The 16,822-nt window shown below is 69.9% G+C and carries 15 protein-coding genes; 9 read left to right on the top strand and 6 right to left on the bottom strand.

Translation table 11 applies throughout. The annotated features are described in order from the left end of the window. Positions 1–55 precede the first annotated feature (55 nt). Positions 56–655 carry an LAVTG motif-containing sortase-dependent surface protein gene (locus tag HQK15_RS01395; protein ID WP_173489649.1) on the top strand — a complete coding sequence of 200 codons (600 nt, stop codon included), beginning with the start codon at positions 56–58 and terminating at the stop codon, positions 653–655. A gap of 75 nt (positions 656–730) precedes the next feature. Further along, the gene (locus HQK15_RS01390; protein WP_173489648.1) at positions 731–2,521 is read left to right on the top strand and encodes a DUF4012 domain-containing protein; all 1,791 of its coding nucleotides are present in this window, start codon (positions 731–733) and stop codon (positions 2,519–2,521) included. Positions 2,522–2,530: 9 nt separating this feature from the next. On the opposite strand, the gene HQK15_RS01385 is transcribed toward HQK15_RS01390, so the two are convergent. Both HQK15_RS01385 and dtd read right to left on the bottom strand, forming a co-directional pair. Further along, positions 2,531–3,637 (bottom strand): LCP family protein, encoded by a 1,107-nt coding sequence (locus tag HQK15_RS01385; RefSeq protein WP_173489647.1) that lies wholly within the window; start codon positions 3,635–3,637, stop codon positions 2,531–2,533. Between the two features lie 94 nt (positions 3,638–3,731). Next, complete coding sequence (dtd, locus tag HQK15_RS01380; RefSeq protein WP_173489646.1) at positions 3,732–4,154, bottom strand: D-aminoacyl-tRNA deacylase; 423 nt, start codon at positions 4,152–4,154, stop codon at positions 3,732–3,734. Positions 4,155–4,190: 36 nt separating this feature from the next. Between dtd and HQK15_RS01375 the strand changes: the two genes are divergently transcribed. The 3 genes from HQK15_RS01375 to HQK15_RS01365 are packed head-to-tail and all read left to right on the top strand — an operon-like array spanning position 4,191 to position 6,179. Continuing rightward, positions 4,191–4,685, top strand: a complete 495-nt coding sequence (locus HQK15_RS01375; protein ID WP_173489645.1) for a heme-binding beta-barrel domain-containing protein — start codon at positions 4,191–4,193, stop codon at positions 4,683–4,685. Continuing rightward, the gene (ygfZ, locus tag HQK15_RS01370) at positions 4,678–5,628 is read left to right on the top strand and encodes a CAF17-like 4Fe-4S cluster assembly/insertion protein YgfZ (RefSeq protein WP_173489644.1); all 951 of its coding nucleotides are present in this window, start codon (positions 4,678–4,680) and stop codon (positions 5,626–5,628) included. The genes HQK15_RS01375 and ygfZ overlap by 8 nt, the downstream gene beginning before the upstream one ends. Next, positions 5,625–6,179 (top strand): arsenate reductase/protein-tyrosine-phosphatase family protein, encoded by a 555-nt coding sequence (locus HQK15_RS01365; protein WP_173489643.1) that lies wholly within the window; start codon positions 5,625–5,627, stop codon positions 6,177–6,179. Before ygfZ ends, HQK15_RS01365 begins: the two co-directional genes overlap by 4 nt. Here the strand turns inward: HQK15_RS01365 and HQK15_RS01360 are convergent. Beyond that, positions 6,176–7,546 carry a tyrosine-protein kinase domain-containing protein gene (locus HQK15_RS01360; RefSeq protein ID WP_173489642.1) on the bottom strand — a complete coding sequence of 457 codons (1,371 nt, stop codon included), beginning with the start codon at positions 7,544–7,546 and terminating at the stop codon, positions 6,176–6,178. The two genes, HQK15_RS01365 and HQK15_RS01360, sit on opposite strands and share 4 nt — an antisense overlap. A 178-nt stretch (positions 7,547–7,724) precedes the next feature. Here HQK15_RS01360 and HQK15_RS01355 point away from each other — a divergent pair, with 178 nt between their 5' ends. The 4 genes from HQK15_RS01355 to manA all read left to right on the top strand — a co-directional run bounded on the left by HQK15_RS01355 (position 7,725) and on the right by manA (position 12,782). Then, a complete protein-coding gene (locus HQK15_RS01355) occupies positions 7,725–7,982 on the top strand; it encodes a hypothetical protein (protein WP_173489641.1) in 258 nt (85 codons plus the stop codon). Positions 7,983–8,035: 53 nt separating this feature from the next. Beyond that, positions 8,036–9,472 carry a sugar transferase gene (locus tag HQK15_RS01350; protein WP_173489640.1) on the top strand — a complete coding sequence of 479 codons (1,437 nt, stop codon included), beginning with the start codon at positions 8,036–8,038 and terminating at the stop codon, positions 9,470–9,472. Positions 9,473–9,635: 163 nt separating this feature from the next. Further along, positions 9,636–11,477: a DEAD/DEAH box helicase gene (locus HQK15_RS01345; protein WP_173489639.1), complete on the top strand. Its 1,842-nt coding sequence runs from the start codon at positions 9,636–9,638 to the stop codon at positions 11,475–11,477. Between the two features lie 54 nt (positions 11,478–11,531). Next, positions 11,532–12,782 carry a mannose-6-phosphate isomerase, class I gene (gene manA / locus HQK15_RS01340; RefSeq protein ID WP_173489638.1) on the top strand — a complete coding sequence of 417 codons (1,251 nt, stop codon included), beginning with the start codon at positions 11,532–11,534 and terminating at the stop codon, positions 12,780–12,782. Positions 12,783–12,794: 12 nt separating this feature from the next. On the opposite strand, the gene HQK15_RS01335 is transcribed toward manA, so the two are convergent. The 3 genes from HQK15_RS01335 to HQK15_RS01325 all read right to left on the bottom strand — a co-directional run bounded on the left by HQK15_RS01335 (position 12,795) and on the right by HQK15_RS01325 (position 16,815). Next, positions 12,795–13,877, bottom strand: coding sequence for a mannose-1-phosphate guanylyltransferase (locus HQK15_RS01335; protein WP_173489637.1), 1,083 nt, complete (start codon positions 13,875–13,877; stop codon positions 12,795–12,797). 13 nt (positions 13,878–13,890) lie between these two features. Next, a complete protein-coding gene (locus HQK15_RS01330; RefSeq protein WP_173489636.1) occupies positions 13,891–15,321 on the bottom strand; it encodes a fibronectin type III domain-containing protein in 1,431 nt (476 codons plus the stop codon). A 237-nt stretch (positions 15,322–15,558) separates the two neighbouring features. Beyond that, positions 15,559–16,815, bottom strand: coding sequence for an endonuclease/exonuclease/phosphatase family protein (locus HQK15_RS01325; RefSeq protein WP_173489635.1), 1,257 nt, complete (start codon positions 16,813–16,815; stop codon positions 15,559–15,561). Between the last annotated feature and the right edge of the window lie 7 nt (positions 16,816–16,822).

Genomic DNA, 16,822 nt, shown 5'->3' with positions numbered 1-16,822 from the left:
CCATGCAGCACGTGTCATCGGCACCACCCACTCGGACTCCACGGGGAGACATGGAATGAAGAATCTTCGGCTTGCTGCGGCGGCGGCCATCGCCGGCGTGGTCACGCTCCTGTCCTCGGGCGCAGCCCAGGCCTATCCCGACGTGCCCAACGTGACCCTGACCATCCCCGACTCGGTGATCTACGGCGGTGAGACGTTCTCCTACACGGCGAAGGCCGACGTCGACTGTGAGTGGACCGTCACCTATGCCGAGGGTCGCGCCTCGGGCGTGGCCGCCGGCCAGAACGGCAGCGGCAAGTCCCTCTCGGGCTCCTACAAGACCAAGGTCGTCAGCAAGACCTTCAAGTCACCCATCACCGCCACGTGCGTCTACGACGACGGCGTGCCCGCCGTCTCGGCCAAGATCCTGACGGGCAACGACGTGACGCCCGCGCTCTACTCCGGCTCCGCGAGCACCCTGCAGGCCGCGACCCAGGACGCGAGCGCCTCGGCGACCGTGACCCTGCTGCCCCGCGGCGGCGACGACGAGGACGACAACGGCGCCCTGCCCGACACGGGTGGCTCCAACCTGTGGATCCTCGTGCTCGGAGCCGGCCTCGTGCTCGCAGGTGGAGGCGCCCTGTACGCCTCGCGCCGGCGCCACTCGGCTCACTGATCGCCCTGTACACCACCTGGTCATGCACGTCCCGCGTGTCGGGGCGTGCATGACTGCTCTGACGGAAGCGTATTGATGGCATCGTCGCAACAACGTCGTCGGCCGAAGCCGTGGTACCGCAGGATCACCCGCGAGCGGGCCCTGCTGGCCGCGCTCGCGGCTGTCGTGCTCCTCGTGCTCCTCTTCGGCTGGCAGGCGATGCGCGCCTCGAGCTCGCTGCGGCTCGCCGCGAGCCAGGCCGAGCTGCTCCAGAACCAGATCGTCGCCGGCGATGACGCCGGTGCCAAGGCGACCCTGGGTCGTCTGCAGGAGTCGGCCGACCGCGCCAAGGGCACGACGGACGGCCTGATGTGGGACATCGGCTCCCGGGTGCCGCTGGTGGGCAAGAACGTCAAGGCGGTCCAGACGGTGTCCGAGGTCATCGACCAGGTCGCCACCGAGGCGCTCCCGCCCGTCGTGGCCCTGTCGAAGCAGATCAACCTCGACACCTTCAGCCCCAAGGACGGCCGGGTCGACCTGGCCGCGGTCAAGAAGATCTCGCCGTCGATCATCACCGCCGACCGCGCGCTGCAGCGCGCCGAGCGCAAGCTCGACGGCATCGACGCCCAGTCGCTGCTCGTGCCGCTGCGGGGTCCCGTCGGCGCGATCCAGTTCAAGATCGGCAACGCGGCGAGCGCGTCGTCCAACAGCGTGCTGGCCGCGCGCCTGCTCCCGTCGATGCTCGGTGAGGGCACCACGCGGCGCTACCTGCTCCTGATCCAGAACAACGCCGAGGTCCGCTCGACGGGCGGCATCTCCGGATCGTTCGCGATGCTGAAGGCCAAGAACGGCAAGCTCTCGATGGGCTTCCAGGGGTCCTACGCGGACCTGGTGCAGTCGCCGGAGCCCGTCGTCGCCATGACGACGTCCGAGAAGACGCTCTTCCCGGCGACCCTGGCCACCAACATCCTCGACGTCAACGTGACCCCGGACTTCCCGCGGTCCGGCGAGATCGCGCGTGCCCTCGTCAAGAAGGTCCGCGACGAGGACGTCGACGGCGTCATCTCGGTCGACCCGGTGGCGATGTCGTTCATCCTGCGGGCGACGGGACCCGTGCAGACCGACCTGCCCGGCTTCGTGCTCAACGAGGTCAACGCGGTCGACCTGCTGCTCAACACGACCTACCTCAAGCTCGGCCTGCAGCAGCAGGACGACGCCTTCGAGATCGCGGCGCGGACGGTGTTCGACGTCATCACCCAGGGCAAGGCCGACCCACGGCTGGTCATCGGAGGTCTCGTGCAGGGCGTGGCCGAGAACCGGGTGATGGTGTGGTCGTCCCGCGCGGAGGAGCAGGCGCTCATCGGCCCCTCGGCGCTGTCGGGAGCGCTGAAGGGCGACGACGGGTCGACCCCGCACGTCGGGATGTATCTCGGCGACGCGGCCTCCGGCAAGATGGAGTATTACCTCGACTACGCCACGTCCGTGGCGGCCGGCCGCTGCCTCCCGGGCGACATCCAGGAGATCAGCACGTCGACCTCGTTGACGTCCACGGCGCCGTCCAACGCGGCCCAGCTGGCCGAGTCGGTCGTGGGCACCGGCAAGTACACGCCGAAGGGCACCATGAAGCTGATCGCCCGCTTCTACGCGCCGTTCGGTGGTGGCTTCACGTCGGTCAAGCTCAACAACGTGCCGCAGACGATCTACGCCGACCAGCAGAAGGGGCGCAACGTCACCAAGGTGCTGCTGACGATCAAGCCCGGCGAGACGCAGACGATCACGACGACGATGATCACGGGCAAGGGCCAGGACGGCGACGCGGTGTTCTCCACGACCCCGGGTGTGCGCAGCACCCAGAACGACGTCGAGGTGAAGTCCGCCTGCCAGTGACGCCGGCGTTCAGCTGACCTCGTCCTCGCCCTTCAGCACGTCGTCCGGGTACTTCTTGAGGTAGGCCCGCAGGTTGTCCTTGCGGTACGCGTCGAAGAGCTCGGCGGTCTTGGCCTCGTCGAGCCGGGCGATGCTGCCGTAGGGGTCGATCGTCTCGGTGCCGGCGACCGGCGCGGTGAGGAAGATGACGTCCTCGGTGCTGACCCCGCGCAACGACAGGGCGAGGCCCCGCATGTCGCCGCCCGACCACTCGCCGTCGACCGTGAGGTTCTCGGTCAGCGCCGAGACCGTCTTGACGAGCTTGACCGGGTTGCGCATCGTGCCCTTGGAGAGCACCTTCTTCATCATCGCGCGCAGGAAGTTCTGCTGCCGCGCGATGCGGTCGAAGTCGCCGCGGAGCAGGCCGTACCGGGTGCGGACGTAGGACAGGGCCTGCTCACCCTCGAGCACCTGCTCGCCGGCCTCCCACTGGATCTTCTGCTGCGGGTCGTAGAACGAGCGCGGGATCGTGACGGGCACGCCGCCCACGGCTCGCGACAGGTCCTTGAAGCCGGCCCAGTCGATGATGGCGAAGTGCTGCATGCGGATGCCGGTGAGGTGCTCGACGGTCGACTGGGTGCCGAGCGGTCCATAGTCGGAGAACGCGGCGTTGACCTTCGACATGCCCTGGGGTCGGCCCTGCTCGTCGTAGATCGTCGTCAGGGTGTCGCGGGGGATCGAGGTGAGGAAGGCGTACTTCCGGTTGGCCGTGACGTGGACGACCATCATCGTGTCGCTGCGGTACTTGCCGGCGGGCCACTCGTCAGCCTTGGCGTCCTCGGCGATCGAGGTGTCCCCGGACTCGCCGGGGATCTTCTTGCCCTTGTCGGACCCGATCAGCAGGATGTTGATCGCGTCGCCCTCGTCGGGGTCGGGTCGGTCCGCCTCGGGGAGCTTCTTCTCGACCTTGTCGATGCCGTTGAGCTTGGTGTTCAACACGTACGCGTAGGCGGCGGTGCCGAGGACCGGGACCACGACGAGCACCGCGACGAGGGTCACGATCAGCCGGCGGTGGCGGCGGTGGAAGGGGATGCCGCCGACCCGGCGCTTGCCGGCGTCGCGGTACGTCGTGCGCATCCTGCCTGCCATCGTCCTCCGCCCCGGTGATCTTCCGGGCCATTGTGCCGCCTCGGCGTCGACCCTCCAAGCCCCTCGGCGTCGACCGGCGAGGTCAGATCTCGAGCACCAGCGTCGTCGGACCGTCGTTGGTCAGCGTGATCTGCATGTCGGCGCCGAAGACCCCCTCGGCGACGGTCGCGCCCAGCCGGCGCAGGGCTGCGCAGAGCTCGTCGTAGAGCGGCTCGGCGACGGGGCCGGGTGCGGCGGCGGTCCAGGTCGGCCGTCGGCCCTTGCGGGCGTCGCCGTAGAGCGTGAACTGGCTGACGACCAAGATCGGGGCGTCCAGGTCGGACGCGGAGAGCTCGTCGCGCAGGATCCGCAGTCCCCAGATCTTGGCCGCGAGGCGTCCGGCGACCTCGGGGGTGTCGTCGTGGGTGACGCCCAGGAGCACCATCAGCCCGGTGCCGATCTCGCCCACCGTCTCGCCCCCGACGTCGACCCGGGCGTGTGTGACTCGCTGCACGACGGCTCTCATGGTTCGAGACTAGTAGGGGACAGTAGACTGGAATCCATGCCGTTCGAGATCCCGTCAGACCTCCACCCCGACCTGATGCCGGTCGTGTGGCTGCTCGGCAACTGGCACGGCAACGGGCAGGGCGACTACCCCACGATCGAGCCGTTCTCCTACGAGCAGGACGTCGTGTTCGCCCATGACACCAGGCCGTTCCTGCACTACTTCAGCCGCACCTGGATCACCGACGAGGCCGGCGAGCGCGTCCGCCCCGGCGCGATCGAGACGGGCTTCCTGCGTCCGGCCGGCGACAACCAGCTCGAGCTGGTGCTTGCTCACCCCACCGGCTACGCCGAGGTCTGGTACGGCGAGGTCGACGGTGCGCGGGTCACGCTCGCGACCGACCTGGTGGCTCGCACGTCGTCGGCCAAGGAGTACACCGCCGGCCAGCGCATGTACGGGCTCGTCGACGGAGACCTGATGTACGCCTACGACATGGCTGCCGAGGGCCAGGAGATGCAGTCGCACCTGTGGGGACGGTTGCAGCGTGTCTGACGAGGCCGTGCGGACGAGCCCGCTGCTGAGCCTGCCGGGCGCGGTGCCCGGCGACGCCCCCGACGGAGGCGTCGCGGCCCACTACGGCGCGATCTCCGCCGAGCAGCGACGTCTCACGGCCGGCGGCACCTTCGTCGATCTCTCGCACCGCGACGTCGTCACCGTCAGCGGGCCCGATCGCCTGACCTGGCTCCACTCGCTGACGACCCAGTTCCTCGAGGGTCTGGCCCCCGGCGTCCCGACCGACGTCCTGCTGCTGTCACCCCAGGGCAAGATCGAGCACGGCTTCTCGGGCATCGACGACGGCGAGACGTTCTGGGCCCACACCGAGCCCGGCGCCGGCGCCGCCCTGGTCGAGTTCCTCGACCGCATGCGTTTCATGATGCGGGTCGAGGTCGCCCTCGTCTCGGACGCCTGGGCCGTCATCGGCCTGCGCGACCTGGCCTGGAAGATCGTTCCCCGCGCCTCGCTCGTCGACCTGCCGGCCGAGCTGGGCGACCCCGTGGGCCTCTGGGCCTGGGAGGCGCTGCGCATCGAGGCGGGCCTCGTGCGGGTCGGCCTCGACACCGACGACCGCACGATCCCCAACGAGGCCGGGCTCCTCGGCGTCGCGGTCCACCTCGACAAGGGCTGCTACCGCGGTCAGGAGACCGTCGCCCGGGTCCACACGCTCGGACGCCCGCCCCGGCGTCTCGTCCGGCTGCACCTCGACGGATCGGTCGACCACCTGCCGCCGCACGGCTCCGACGTGATGCTCGACGGCGTGCGGGTCGGGTTCGTCGGCACCGCGGCCCGCCACCACGAGCTGGGTCCGATCGCCCTCGCGATGGTCAAGCGCAACGTCGACCCCGCGGCCACCCTCGAGGCCGACGGCGTCGCCGCGGCGCAGGAGGTCCTGGTCGACCCCGAGGCCGGCCTGCACGTGCGGCCGGTGCTGTCGTGAGCGAGCGCCGCTTCGCGATCCTGGCGGTCTGCACCGCCAACATCTGCCGGTCCCCGATGATCGAGGCCCTGCTGCGCGCCGAGCTCGACGACACCCGCTTCGAGGTCGCGAGCGCCGGTGTCCAGGGCTGGGACCGCAAGCCGATGGACTCGATGGCGGCGATGGAGCTGATGCGTCTCGGGCAGTCCGCGACGACGTTCCGCTCCCACGCGATCGACTCCTACCTCGTCGACTCCGCCGACCTGATCCTCACCGCGACGCGGGCCCACCGCTCCGACGTGCTGGCGATGAACCCCCAGGCCCTGCGACGCAGCTTCACGCTGGTGGAGTTCGCGGCGCTGTGCGGCATCGTCGACGCAGACACCCCCCAGCAGCTCGTCGCCCAGGCCGCCGTGCGGCGCAGCCTCGCCCCGGCGAAGGCCGACATCGGTGACCCCTACCGGCGCGGGCCCGAGGTCCACCGGATGATCGCCGACCAGATCGCCGAGGCCGTCACCACGGTGAGCACCCGGCTCAACGCACTCGTGGGCAGCGAGACCGTCCGGGGCTAGCCCTTGCGGGCGCCGCCGCGGCTGCGGGTCGCGGTGGTGCGCTCGAAGTACTCGGGCCCGTAGCCGTATCCGTATCCGTAGCCGTGACGAGACAGCTCCTTGACCGGGGCCATGCTGAGCACGGTTCCGAGCAGGCGGGCACCGACGGCCTGCAGGCGTCCGGCCGCCGACCGGACCTCCTCGCGTCCCGTCTCGCCGTGGCGGACGACCAGGATCGCCCCGTCGGAGATCGACGCGAGCAGTGAGGCGTCGGTGACGGGCAGCAGCGGGGGAGCGTCGATCAGCACGACGTCGAAGCGCTGGCGCAGCTCGGCGACCAGGGCCTTCATGGCGTTGGTCTGCAGGATCTCGGACGGGTTGGGCGGCAGGGCGCCGCTGGTCAGCACGTCGAGTCCGGGAGTGCCGGCTGCCTGCAGGGCCGTGTCGAGGTTGACCCGGCCGACGAGCACCGTCGTGAGGCCGACCGACTTCTCGATGCCGAGGTACTCGCTCACGCGGGGACGGCGCAGGTCGCCCTCGACGAGGACGACGCGCGAGCCAGCCTGGGCCAGCGCGATCGCCAGGTTGGTCGCAGTGGTCGACTTGCCCTCGCCGGGGACCGAGCTCGTGATCGTGATGACCTTGTGGTCGTGGTCGATGTCGAGGAACTGCAGGTTGGTCCGCAGGATGCGCACGGCCTCGAAGCGGGGGTGGTGGGTGCCGAGCGACGTGATGAGCGGGGTCTGGACGGCGGTGCGGTCGTAGGCGACGGCGCCCAGCACGGGGGCCCCTGCGAGCTCCTCCAGCTCGGCGGGCGTGCGGACGCTCTGGTCGGACACCACGCGGACCGCAGCCACGACGAGGCCGGCCAGCAGCCCGACGAGGCCGCCGAGCACGAGCCAGGGCGCGCGGTCGGGGCTGGACGGCGTGGACGACGCAGCGGCGGGCTCGACGATCGTCGCCACCAGCGGGTTGTCCTGCTCGCCGAGCCAGGTGACGAACGACTCCGCGGCCGCCTGGCTGATCTCGGCAGCGCGACCGCCGGAGTCGCTGGTCGCCGTCACCCGGAGCACGGAGGTGCCGTCGACGACCTCGGCCGACAGGTCGCGGTCGACGGCCCCGGTGCCGCGGGTCAGGCCGAGGGCGTCGACGACGTCGGCCGCGGTCGCCCGTCCGCCCAGGACGTGCGCGTAGGACTCGACGAGTCGCTCGGCGACGGCGGTCGTGCTCCGGTTGGCCGGCGGGCTGATCAGGACGTCGGCGTGGGACGCGTACTGCGTCGGTGCCAGCGAGAGGGCGCCGGCTGCGACGCCGATGCCGATCAGCGTGATGACCAGGATCGAGGGCCACCGTCTCAGGAGCTGTCGCACGCCGAGCGTGTGCCTCACGTCAGGTCCCCTTCCAGGTGCGATCGCCTTGTCGGAAAGATAACGCATCGACGTGCGGCAGATGACCATCTGGCAAAGCAGGCCCGGAGGTCGTAACTCCGGCGGACGTGGCTCGTTCTCTTGGCAACAGGGTCTCTCGCCCTGGCCTGGGAGCTCTTTCCCCCGAGGAGTGACGACGATGGACTACACGCCGATCAGCGCGCGCCGCGTGGTGCTGGGATTCTCGCTGACCATCATGATGGCGCTCCTGCCGCTGGTGGCCGTGTCGATGAGCTCGACCACGTGGTCCCTGGGGTTCCTCGGGCTCGGCGGCGACGGCTACCGTGGGCTCGTGCTCGTCGTTGGAAGCACCGTCGTTGCGATGACGTTCGCAGCGCTTGCCACCGTCGTGTGGCAGGCTGCTCGTCGAGTGTCTCGGCGTCCCTCCGGCGCGTGAGCACGCGGCAGGACCTGCCTGCCGCTCCGCCGCGACGATCCTCGGGGGTTCTGGTGAAGCGTCAGCCCGAGCGCGTCCGTGGGCCTGACTGGCACCGGCGCTACGGGCGGATCCTCGCCGTCTCGGACGCCGTCGTCCTGACCTGGGTGTTCGTGATCAACCACGTCGTGTGGTTCAGCGTCCCCGCCTGGCGTGACGCCAACCCGGCGCTCGAGTGGACGTGGATGTTCGTCTCGTTCAACCTGCTCGTCACCTGGCACGTGGTGCTGACCCTGGCGGGCACCCGTGACCCGCGGGTGCTCGGGGGCGGGCCGGACGAGTACAAGCGCGTCATCAACTCGACGATCGTGATCTTCTCCCTGATCGCCTTCTTCGGCTACCTGTTCAGCCTCACCGTCCCGCGCAGCTACGTGCTCGTGACCCTGCCCTTCGGGATCGCCCTGCTCACGGTCAGCCGCTGGTCGTGGCGGCAGTGGCTGCTCGTGCAGCGGCAGCACGGGCACATGACCCAGAACGCGATCGTCATCGGCAACCTGGCGTCGGTCGAGCACCTGTCGGCGGTGGTCGGGCGCAACCAGTCCTACGGCTACCGTCTCGTCGGCGCCTGCATCACCGAGCCGTCTCGGCCGACCCACGTCGCGGGGCTCCCGGTGCTGGGCGGCGTCGACGACCTGATGACGACGACCCTCTCCTACGGTGCCGACGCGATCATCGTGACGTCGTCCGACGCCACGCACCCCGACATGGTGCGCCGCCTCGGCTGGGACCTCGAGGGCTACGACGTCGAGATCATCGTGGCGCCGTCGCTCGCCAACATCGCCGGACCCCGTGTCCACATCCGTCCGGTCTCGGGCCTGCCGCTGCTCCACGTCGAGCAGCCGTCCTACCGGGGCGCGTCGCGGTGGGCCAAAGGCCTGCTCGACTTCCTGGGCGGCAGCGCGCTGCTGCTCGTGGCGATGCCGGTGTTCGCCGTCATCGCGGTCGCGATCAAGCTGACGAGCCCGGGTCGGGTCTTCTTCGTCCAGGAGCGGGTGGGGCACGACGGGCAGACGTTCGGCATGATCAAGTTCCGGACGATGGTCGACGGCGCCCACGAGATGGTCCAGGACCTGACGCCCGACACCGGCAACGCGGTCATGTTCAAGATGCGCGACGACCCGCGGGTCACGCGCGCCGGCCGCTTCCTGCGGCGCTACTCCCTCGACGAGCTGCCTCAGCTCATCAACGTGGTCAAGGGCGACATGAGCCTGGTGGGACCGCGGCCGCCGCTGGTCTCGGAGGTCTCGGGCTACGCACCCGAGGCGCGACGGCGGCTGCTCGTCCGCCCGGGGATGACGGGTCCGTGGCAGATCTCCGGGCGCTCCGACCTCGACTGGGAGGAGACCATGCGACTCGACCTCTACTACGTCGAGAACTGGTCGATCGTCGGCGACCTGCTGATCCTGTGGAAGACGATCAAGGCCGTGCGGTCGTCGTCCGGCGCCTACTGAGTCGCATCTAACGTCCGCTGGGTTTCACCGATCCGGTCCTCGACCGATATCGTGGAGTCCTAGCGCGTACGTTTCCGCACGACCTGGGCATGCATTGGGGCTGCCGACGGGGTCACCGGGACTGACCGATCCGGTCCCGCGCCCCCTATCCCAGGAGCCCTTCATGACGTCCGACCTGTCCACCGCACTGCCCGCCGAGACCCCGACCTTCGCCGACCTCGGCCTGGTCGACACCCTCGTCGAGCGCCTCGCCTCGCTCGGCTACGAGACGCCGACGCCGATCCAGGCCCGGGCGATCCCCACGCTGCTCGAGGGCAAGGACGTCGTCGGCCTCGCGCAGACCGGCACCGGCAAGACCGCCGCCTTCGCGCTACCGATCCTGCAGAAGATCGATCCGCGCAACAGCAAGACCCAGGCGATCGTCCTCGCGCCGACCCGTGAGCTCGCGCTCCAGGTCTGCGAGGCCATCACCGCCTACGCTGTCAACATCCCCGGCGTCCGGGTGCTGCCGGTCTACGGCGGCCAGGGCTACGGCTTCCAGCTGCAGGGGCTGCAGCGCGGGGCCCACATCGTGGTCGGCACGCCCGGCCGCGTCATCGACCACCTCGAGCGCGGCAGCCTGGACCTGACGGCGCTGGAGTTCCTCGTGCTCGACGAGGCCGACGAGATGCTCAACATGGGCTTCGCGGAGGACGTCGAGCGGATCCTGGCCGACACCCCGGAGTACAAGCAGGTCGCGCTCTTCTCGGCGACGATGCCCAAGACGATCCGCGGCCTCGCCAAGAAGTACCTGCACGACCCGGTCGACATCGCGACGCCCAAGGCCACGACATCGACCGCGACGGTCCGCCAGCGCTGGATCCAGGTCTCGCACCACCACAAGCTCGATGCGCTGACGCGTCTGCTCGAGGTCGAGACGGGCGACGGCATGATCGTCTTCGTCCGCACCAAGTCGGCCACCGAGGAGCTCGCCGACAAGCTGCGCGGCCGTGGCTACGCCGCTGCGGCCCTCAACGGCGATCTCGTCCAGGCCCAGCGTGAGCGCACCGTCGCCCAGCTCAAGTCCGGCGCAATCGACCTGATCATCGCGACCGACGTCGCGGCCCGCGGCCTCGACGTCGAGCGCATCTCCCACGTCGTCAACTACGACATCCCGCACGACACCGAGGCGTACGTCCACCGCATCGGCCGCACCGGCCGCGCCGGTCGCACCGGCGAGGCGATCCTGTTCGTCACGCCGCGTGAGCGCCGCATGCTCTCGGCGATCGAGAAGGTCTCGGGTCGTCCGGTCGAGGAGATGTCCGTCCCCACGGCCGAGGAGGTCAACGAGCGTCGCGCCGGTCGCTTCGCCCAGGCCATCACCTCGAGCATGGGGTCGCTGCAGTTCCATGCGTTCCGCACGCTGGTCGAGGAGTACGCGCAGGAGAACGACGTCGCGATGACCGACGTCGCCGCCGCCCTGGCTGTCATGAGCCAGACCGACAAGGAGTTCTTCCTGCGGCCCGATCCGCCGAAGGCCCCGGCCCGTGCGCGGGACTTCGAGCCGCGCCCGAAGCCTGCCGGCTACGAGCGCTCGGACCGTCTCCCGGCCGAGGGCGCCGCGGTCTATCGCGTCGCGGTCGGCAAGCGCCACAAGATCGGTCCGTCCGCGATCGTCGGCGCGCTCGCCAACGAGGGCAGCCTCAAGCGCTCCGACTTCGGCAAGATCACGATCGGCCAGGACCACACGCTCGTCGAGCTGCCGGCCGACCTGCCCGACGCGGTGTTCGAGGCACTGGCCAACACGCGCATCTCCGGCAAGCTGATCGAGCTGCAGCCCGACACCGGGCCGCCGATCCGTCGCACGCGCGAGGACCGCAAGGGCAAGCCCTACAAGAAGTCCTCGGCCAGTGGAAAGGGCTCGCACGAGAACCGGCCCTACCCGTCGAAGGCGGCCGACAAGAAGCCGTACGAGACGAAGACCACAACCGATGGAAAGCCTGTCAGAAAGCCCCGTCACAAGTAACGGCCGTGACTAGACTGGCGGCACCCGCCGGCCCCTTCCCTGACAAGGTCGCTCATGTTCCTGCTGGACAACGCCTCCCGGAGCTATGACTGGGGCTCTGCCTCGGACATCCCCCGATTCATGGGGCGGTCCCCCGACGGGACGCCGCTCGCGGAGATCTGGATGGGCACCCACCCGTTGGGGTCCTCGACCCTCGAGGCGCCCGAGCGCGTGCCGCTGGCCGACGTCGCCGGCGACCTGCCGTTCCTGTTCAAGATCCTGGCCGCCGACCGTCCGCTGTCGCTGCAGGTGCACCCCAGCGAGGCGATGGCGCAGGCCGGCTACGCCGAGGAGCAGGCTGCCGGTGTGCCGGTCGACGCCCCGGAGCGCACCTACCGCGACCCGCACCACAAGCCGGAGATGGCCTACGCGCTGACCACGTTCGACACCCTGGTGGGCTTTCGACCCACGGCGGAGATCCTGCGGGTGCTGCACGGCATCGACACGCCGCTCACCCGCAGCCTCGTCGACGACCTGCACGCGGCCCCGGGCTTCCACGGCATCATCCGCCTCGTCGAGCGCCTGCTCACCGACGGCATCGAGCCCGCCGAGGTCACGGCCGTCGTCGAGGCCTGCCGCGAGCTCGTCGAGGCCGGCATCGACGTCAAGCGCGCCTACGTCACGGCGGTCGAGATCGCCGAGTACTTCCCGCACGACGTGGGCGTCATCATCTCGCTGACGCTCAACCGCCTCACGCTGCAGCCGGGCGAGGCCGCCTTCCTCGGTGCGGGCATCATCCACGCACACCTCAAGGGCATGTGCCTCGAGGTCATGGCGGCGTCGGACAACGTCCTGCGAGCCGGCCTGACGACCAAGCCGCTCAACCCGGCCGGGCTCGTCAAGTGCCTCGACCGGGGCATGTCGAGGCTCGCCCGGGTGACCCCGGAGCCCTTCGGCCTGTCGACCGACATCTTCAACCCGGACGTCCGCGAGTTCGCGCTCGCGGTCACGCAGTCGTCCAGGGCCGAGCCGGACGGCGTCCTGCTGCCCCCTGCGCCTCACCGCATCGTGGTCTGCACCGGCGGCGAGGTCGAGCTGGTCAACGCCGCCGGCGACCACCTCAAGCTGTCACGCGGCGACTCGATCTACGCGGGTCCCGACGACGGCGACGTGCGGGTGATCGGCACGGGCGAGGTCGCCCAGGCCTACACCCCGAGCCCGGATGCGCCGACCGCCGAGCTGGTCGACCTCGTGCTGCCCTTCGGCGAGCGTCGGGTGCGCCGTGAGCGCCGTATGCAGGGCGGACGACGCGCGAGCGACCAGTAGGCCGGCCGGAGACTAGACCAAGTCGGTGCGGCCGCGCTCCTTGAGCTCGGCCACGACCTCCTTGACCCGCTGCGCGTGGTCGCGGGTGGTGACGAGCAGGGCGTCGGGCGTGCGGACCACGACGACGTCGTGCAGGCCGACGACCGCGATCGTCGTGCCGTCCTCGGCGATCGCGAGACCGCTCGCGTCGATCCACACCGTCTCGGGCGACGAGGCGGCCCCGACGTCCTGCAGCGCGGCGTAGTCGCCCACGTCGTCCCACGTGAATGCGCCGGGCACGACGGCCATGCCGCCCTCGAGCGAGACGGGCTCGGCGATTGCGTGGTCGATCGCGATCTTGGTCAGGGCCGGCCAGGTGGCCTCGAGGACCGCCTGGCGCTTCTCGCCCGTCCATGCGGCGGCGATCGTGGTGAGTCCGGTGTGCAGGGCCGGCTGCAGCCGGGCGAGGTGACCGAGCAGCACATCGGTGCGCGTCACGAACATGCCGCCGTTCCAGCTGTGGTGGCCGCCGGCGACGTACGCGGCAGCCGTCGCGGCGTCGGGCTTCTCGACGAACGCCGCGATGGCCCGGGCGGAGCCGCCCCCCTCGACCGTGAGCTGGTCACCGGACTCGATGTAGCCGAAGGCCGTCGACGGCCCGGTCGGCGTGATGCCGATCGTCGTGACGAGCCCGGTTCGGGCGACGGCCACGGCCTGGCCGATGGCGTCGGCGAACGCGACCTGGTCGTCGATGATGTGGTCGGCGGCAAACGAGCCGATGATCGCGTCGGGGTCGATCGAACCGATCACGGCCGCCGCGAGCCCGATGGCCGGCATCGAGTCACGGGGGGACGGCTCGACGAGCAGGCCGGTGAGCTCGGGCAGCTGCTCACGGATCGCGTCGGCGTGGGCCGCACCGGTGACGACGTGGATGCGCTCGGCCGGGATCAGGTCGTTGAGGCGGTCCCACGTCTGCTGCAGCAGCGACCGACCGGAGCCGTCGAGGTCGAGCAGGAACTTGGGACGGGCGGCTCGCGAGAGCGGCCACAGCCGGGTGCCGGCGCCTCCGGCGGGGATCACGGCGTGGAACGAGTCGAGGCTCTCGGGGGAGGTCATGATGTCCTTGGGGTCAGGGTGCGAGTCCGCCGACGGTCGTCGTCGGGGTCGGGTCGCCGAGGGACGCGGTGACGGCGTCGAGCGCGACGACGGCGCTCAGGAGATTGTGGTCCGATACGACCGGACGGGTGTAGCTGTTGCCGCTCAGGCGCACGAGCTGGGCCCAGGACTCGACGTCGAACTCCTTGGAGATCCAGATGTGGTCGACGTGGGCGCCGGAGCTCAGCAGGGTCGTCGCGAACGTGTGGCTGGTGTTGATGCGGCCGTTGGTGACGTCCTTGGTCTGCAGGAAGGAGTTGGCGAAGCCGGCCGCGCGCATCTTGACCCCGGGGGCGTCGGCCGAGCGGTGGGTGCCGGAGTTGAAGTCACCGGCATAGATCATGGGCTTGCCGGTGTCGTTGATCTGCGCCATCCGGGCCAGCATCACGTCCATCTCGCGCGACCGCTTGGCGTTGGCACCGCCGCTCTTGCCGTTCTCGAGGTGCACGTCGACGAAGTAGAACACGCGCTTGCTCTTCTTGACCTCGAACTTCGCCCAGGTGGTGTCGCGGCCGTCACCGATCGGGAAGCTGCCGCCGCTGAGCTGGGTGAACAGGGCGGGGCGGTAGAAGATGTAGCGGGCGCGGGCGCCCCCGTCGGCGCGGACGAACTTCTGCGTGCCCCCGCTGAAGATCGCGTTGGTCGTGGCGCCGACCCGTTGGCCGCCGGACTCCTGCAGGCCGAAGATGTCGATCTTGTTGGCGTTGATGTAGGACGCCATGATGCGGGCACGGCCGGCGTAGCCCGAGCACTTCTCGGAGCAGACGTTCCACGTGCCGACGCGGAATGACGTCTCGCGCACCATGGTCGTGAGCTTGACCGGCTCGGTGAAGGCGCCGACCTGCGCACCGTTGACCGGGCGGACCTTGACCCAGTAGTCGGTGTCGGGCTTGAGCCCGGAGGTGGTGAAGGTGTGGTCGCTGTTGAGGGTGCGGACGGTCGTCGCCTGCCGGGAGAAGCTCTTGTTGCGAGCGACCGTGATGTCGAACTGCCGGGCGTTGGGCACCTTCTTCCAGGTGGCCTTGAAGCCGCCAGCCGTGACTCTCGGCACGGCGAGCTTGCGCACCGACCCGGGCTTGAGGCTGAAGCGTGCGGTGCGCGACGAGCGGACCTTGCCGTCCTTGATGGCGTCGACGCGGTAGAACTGGTCGATGCCGGGCGTGGTGGCCTTGATGTCCGACAGCGTGACCTTGGTGCTCTTGCCTGAGTCGTCGGACGTGACCTTGACCTTGGTGCTGAGCGCCTTGGTCAGGGCGCGGTCGGAGCCGACCTTGACGACGTACTCGTCAGCGTTGGACGAGCCCTTCCAGTCCAGCTCGACGCTGGTCGGCGTCAGGGGCTTGGCCGACAGGGCCGTGGGGGCCTCGAGCTTCTGCGTCTCGGCGTAGGTCAGCGACAGGCCCACGCCCAGCGCGACGACGACGAGCGCGGCGACGAGACCGATCAGGAGTCGGCGACGGTCGTGTCGTCGTCGGCGGCGGGCGACACGCTTCGGGGTGGTCGATCGCCCGGCGGGCTCGGCGCGGCGTCGCGCTGGAGCGATCTTTCTTCGGGTGGCGACGGCAGTACTCCCGGGACGTGCGGACAGGGTGGATGAATTCTACGACGACCCCGGGCGCCGTCTCTGCCGGTCCGGGAAGATTCAGCCGATTCTCACGTCGACGACGATGGGGCTGTGGTCGGACGGGATGGGCTTGACCAGCCGGCCGTCGCTCCCGATCAGCACGATGTTGCGCCACGCGTCGACCCGGCTGGTCCAGGGGCTGACGTAGACGTGGTCGACGTGGTCGCCCCACTTGTAGCTGATCACGGGTGCGGTGCGGAAGTCGTTGTAGCTGTTGAGGTGCTGGCGCTCGACGGTCCGCGCGAGGTCGTAGGCGTCGCGGAAGCCGTTGCGGTTCATGACGGTGCCGACGACGTCGTCGTCGCGGTTCTTGTGGGAGTTGAAGTCGCCCGCGAAGACGACCGGGAGGGGGGTCTCGCGGTTGTTGATCTGCTTCACGGCCGCCATCAGGACATTCATCTCGATCAACCGGTTGGCCACGGCGCCGTCGGAGGTCCCCGCCACGGTGTGGACGTCGACGACGAGGAACCGCTTGCCGGAGGCCTTGTCGACCAGGTCGGCCCAGACCGCGTAGCGGCAGCCCTGCGAGTGCCGGCCGAGGAAGATGTGGCCGGTCTGCGCGTCGAAGGCCGTGCTGGCGCGGCAGCCGTTCTTGTCCTTGGTGCCGTAGGCGTATCGCGGGGCGTCGGCGAGTGCGAACCGGCTCGTCTTGAAGTAGAGCCGCTTGGCGCTGACGTTGATGGCCTCGGTGTAGCCGGGCGGCGCCGTCACCAGCTCGCCGGCCTCCTGGGTGGCCAGGACGTCGGGAGACGCCGCGGCGATGCGCTCGAGCGCGCGGGGCTGCCGGGCAGGCGGACTGTCGGGGCCGGTCGGCGTCCACGGGTAGCGGGTCGTCTGCTTCTCGTCGCAGACCGCGGAGCAGACGTTGTAGGTCATGACGCGCAACGGCGTCGCGGACGTGGGACCGGGCCGGACGATCGTCGTGCGACCCACACGCTGGGACTTCGTGCCGTGCTTGCTGCCGTTGACGCCCCGGACCTGGAAGAAGTAGTCGCGGCCCCGGGAGAGCCCCGAGACGGTGATGCGACTCGACTTCACCGCAAAGGTCTTGGCGCTGCTCATCGAGTACGAGCGGGACATGAAGACCTGGTAGTACCTCGCGGCGCGCGCATCGGGCCAGTCGAGCGAGAGGCTGCCGGTGTCGGAGGTGCGCGAGTAGTTGGCCCCGACGAACGACACGAGGCCGACCTGGCTCGGTGTCGTGGCCGCGCTGGCTGGCTGGAGGCCGGCGAGCACGAGCAGGCCCGTGACGGCCGCGACGGCTGATCTGCGCATGGGTGAA

The organism is Aeromicrobium stalagmiti (assembly GCF_013283745.1).
Lineage (GTDB): Bacteria > Actinomycetota > Actinomycetes > Propionibacteriales > Nocardioidaceae > Aeromicrobium > Aeromicrobium stalagmiti.
Note: the sequence above shows the minus strand (reverse complement) of the source record. Positions and strands in the feature narration are given on the sequence as shown.

Coding starts and splice junctions, on each gene's coding strand:
- HQK15_RS01395 (WP_173489649.1), top strand. CDS start 56: ATGAAGAATCTTCGGCTTGCTGCGGCGGCGGCCATCGCCGGCGTGGTC.
- HQK15_RS01390 (WP_173489648.1), top strand. CDS start 731: ATGGCATCGTCGCAACAACGTCGTCGGCCGAAGCCGTGGTACCGCAGG.
- HQK15_RS01385 (WP_173489647.1), bottom strand. CDS start 3,637: ATGCGCACGACGTACCGCGACGCCGGCAAGCGCCGGGTCGGCGGCATC.
- dtd (WP_173489646.1), bottom strand. CDS start 4,154: ATGAGAGCCGTCGTGCAGCGAGTCACACACGCCCGGGTCGACGTCGGG.
- HQK15_RS01375 (WP_173489645.1), top strand. CDS start 4,191: ATGCCGTTCGAGATCCCGTCAGACCTCCACCCCGACCTGATGCCGGTC.
- HQK15_RS01355 (WP_173489641.1), top strand. CDS start 7,725: ATGGACTACACGCCGATCAGCGCGCGCCGCGTGGTGCTGGGATTCTCG.
- HQK15_RS01345 (WP_173489639.1), top strand. CDS start 9,636: ATGACGTCCGACCTGTCCACCGCACTGCCCGCCGAGACCCCGACCTTC.
- manA (WP_173489638.1), top strand. CDS start 11,532: ATGTTCCTGCTGGACAACGCCTCCCGGAGCTATGACTGGGGCTCTGCC.
- HQK15_RS01335 (WP_173489637.1), bottom strand. CDS start 13,877: ATGACCTCCCCCGAGAGCCTCGACTCGTTCCACGCCGTGATCCCCGCC.
- HQK15_RS01325 (WP_173489635.1), bottom strand. CDS start 16,815: ATGCGCAGATCAGCCGTCGCGGCCGTCACGGGCCTGCTCGTGCTCGCC.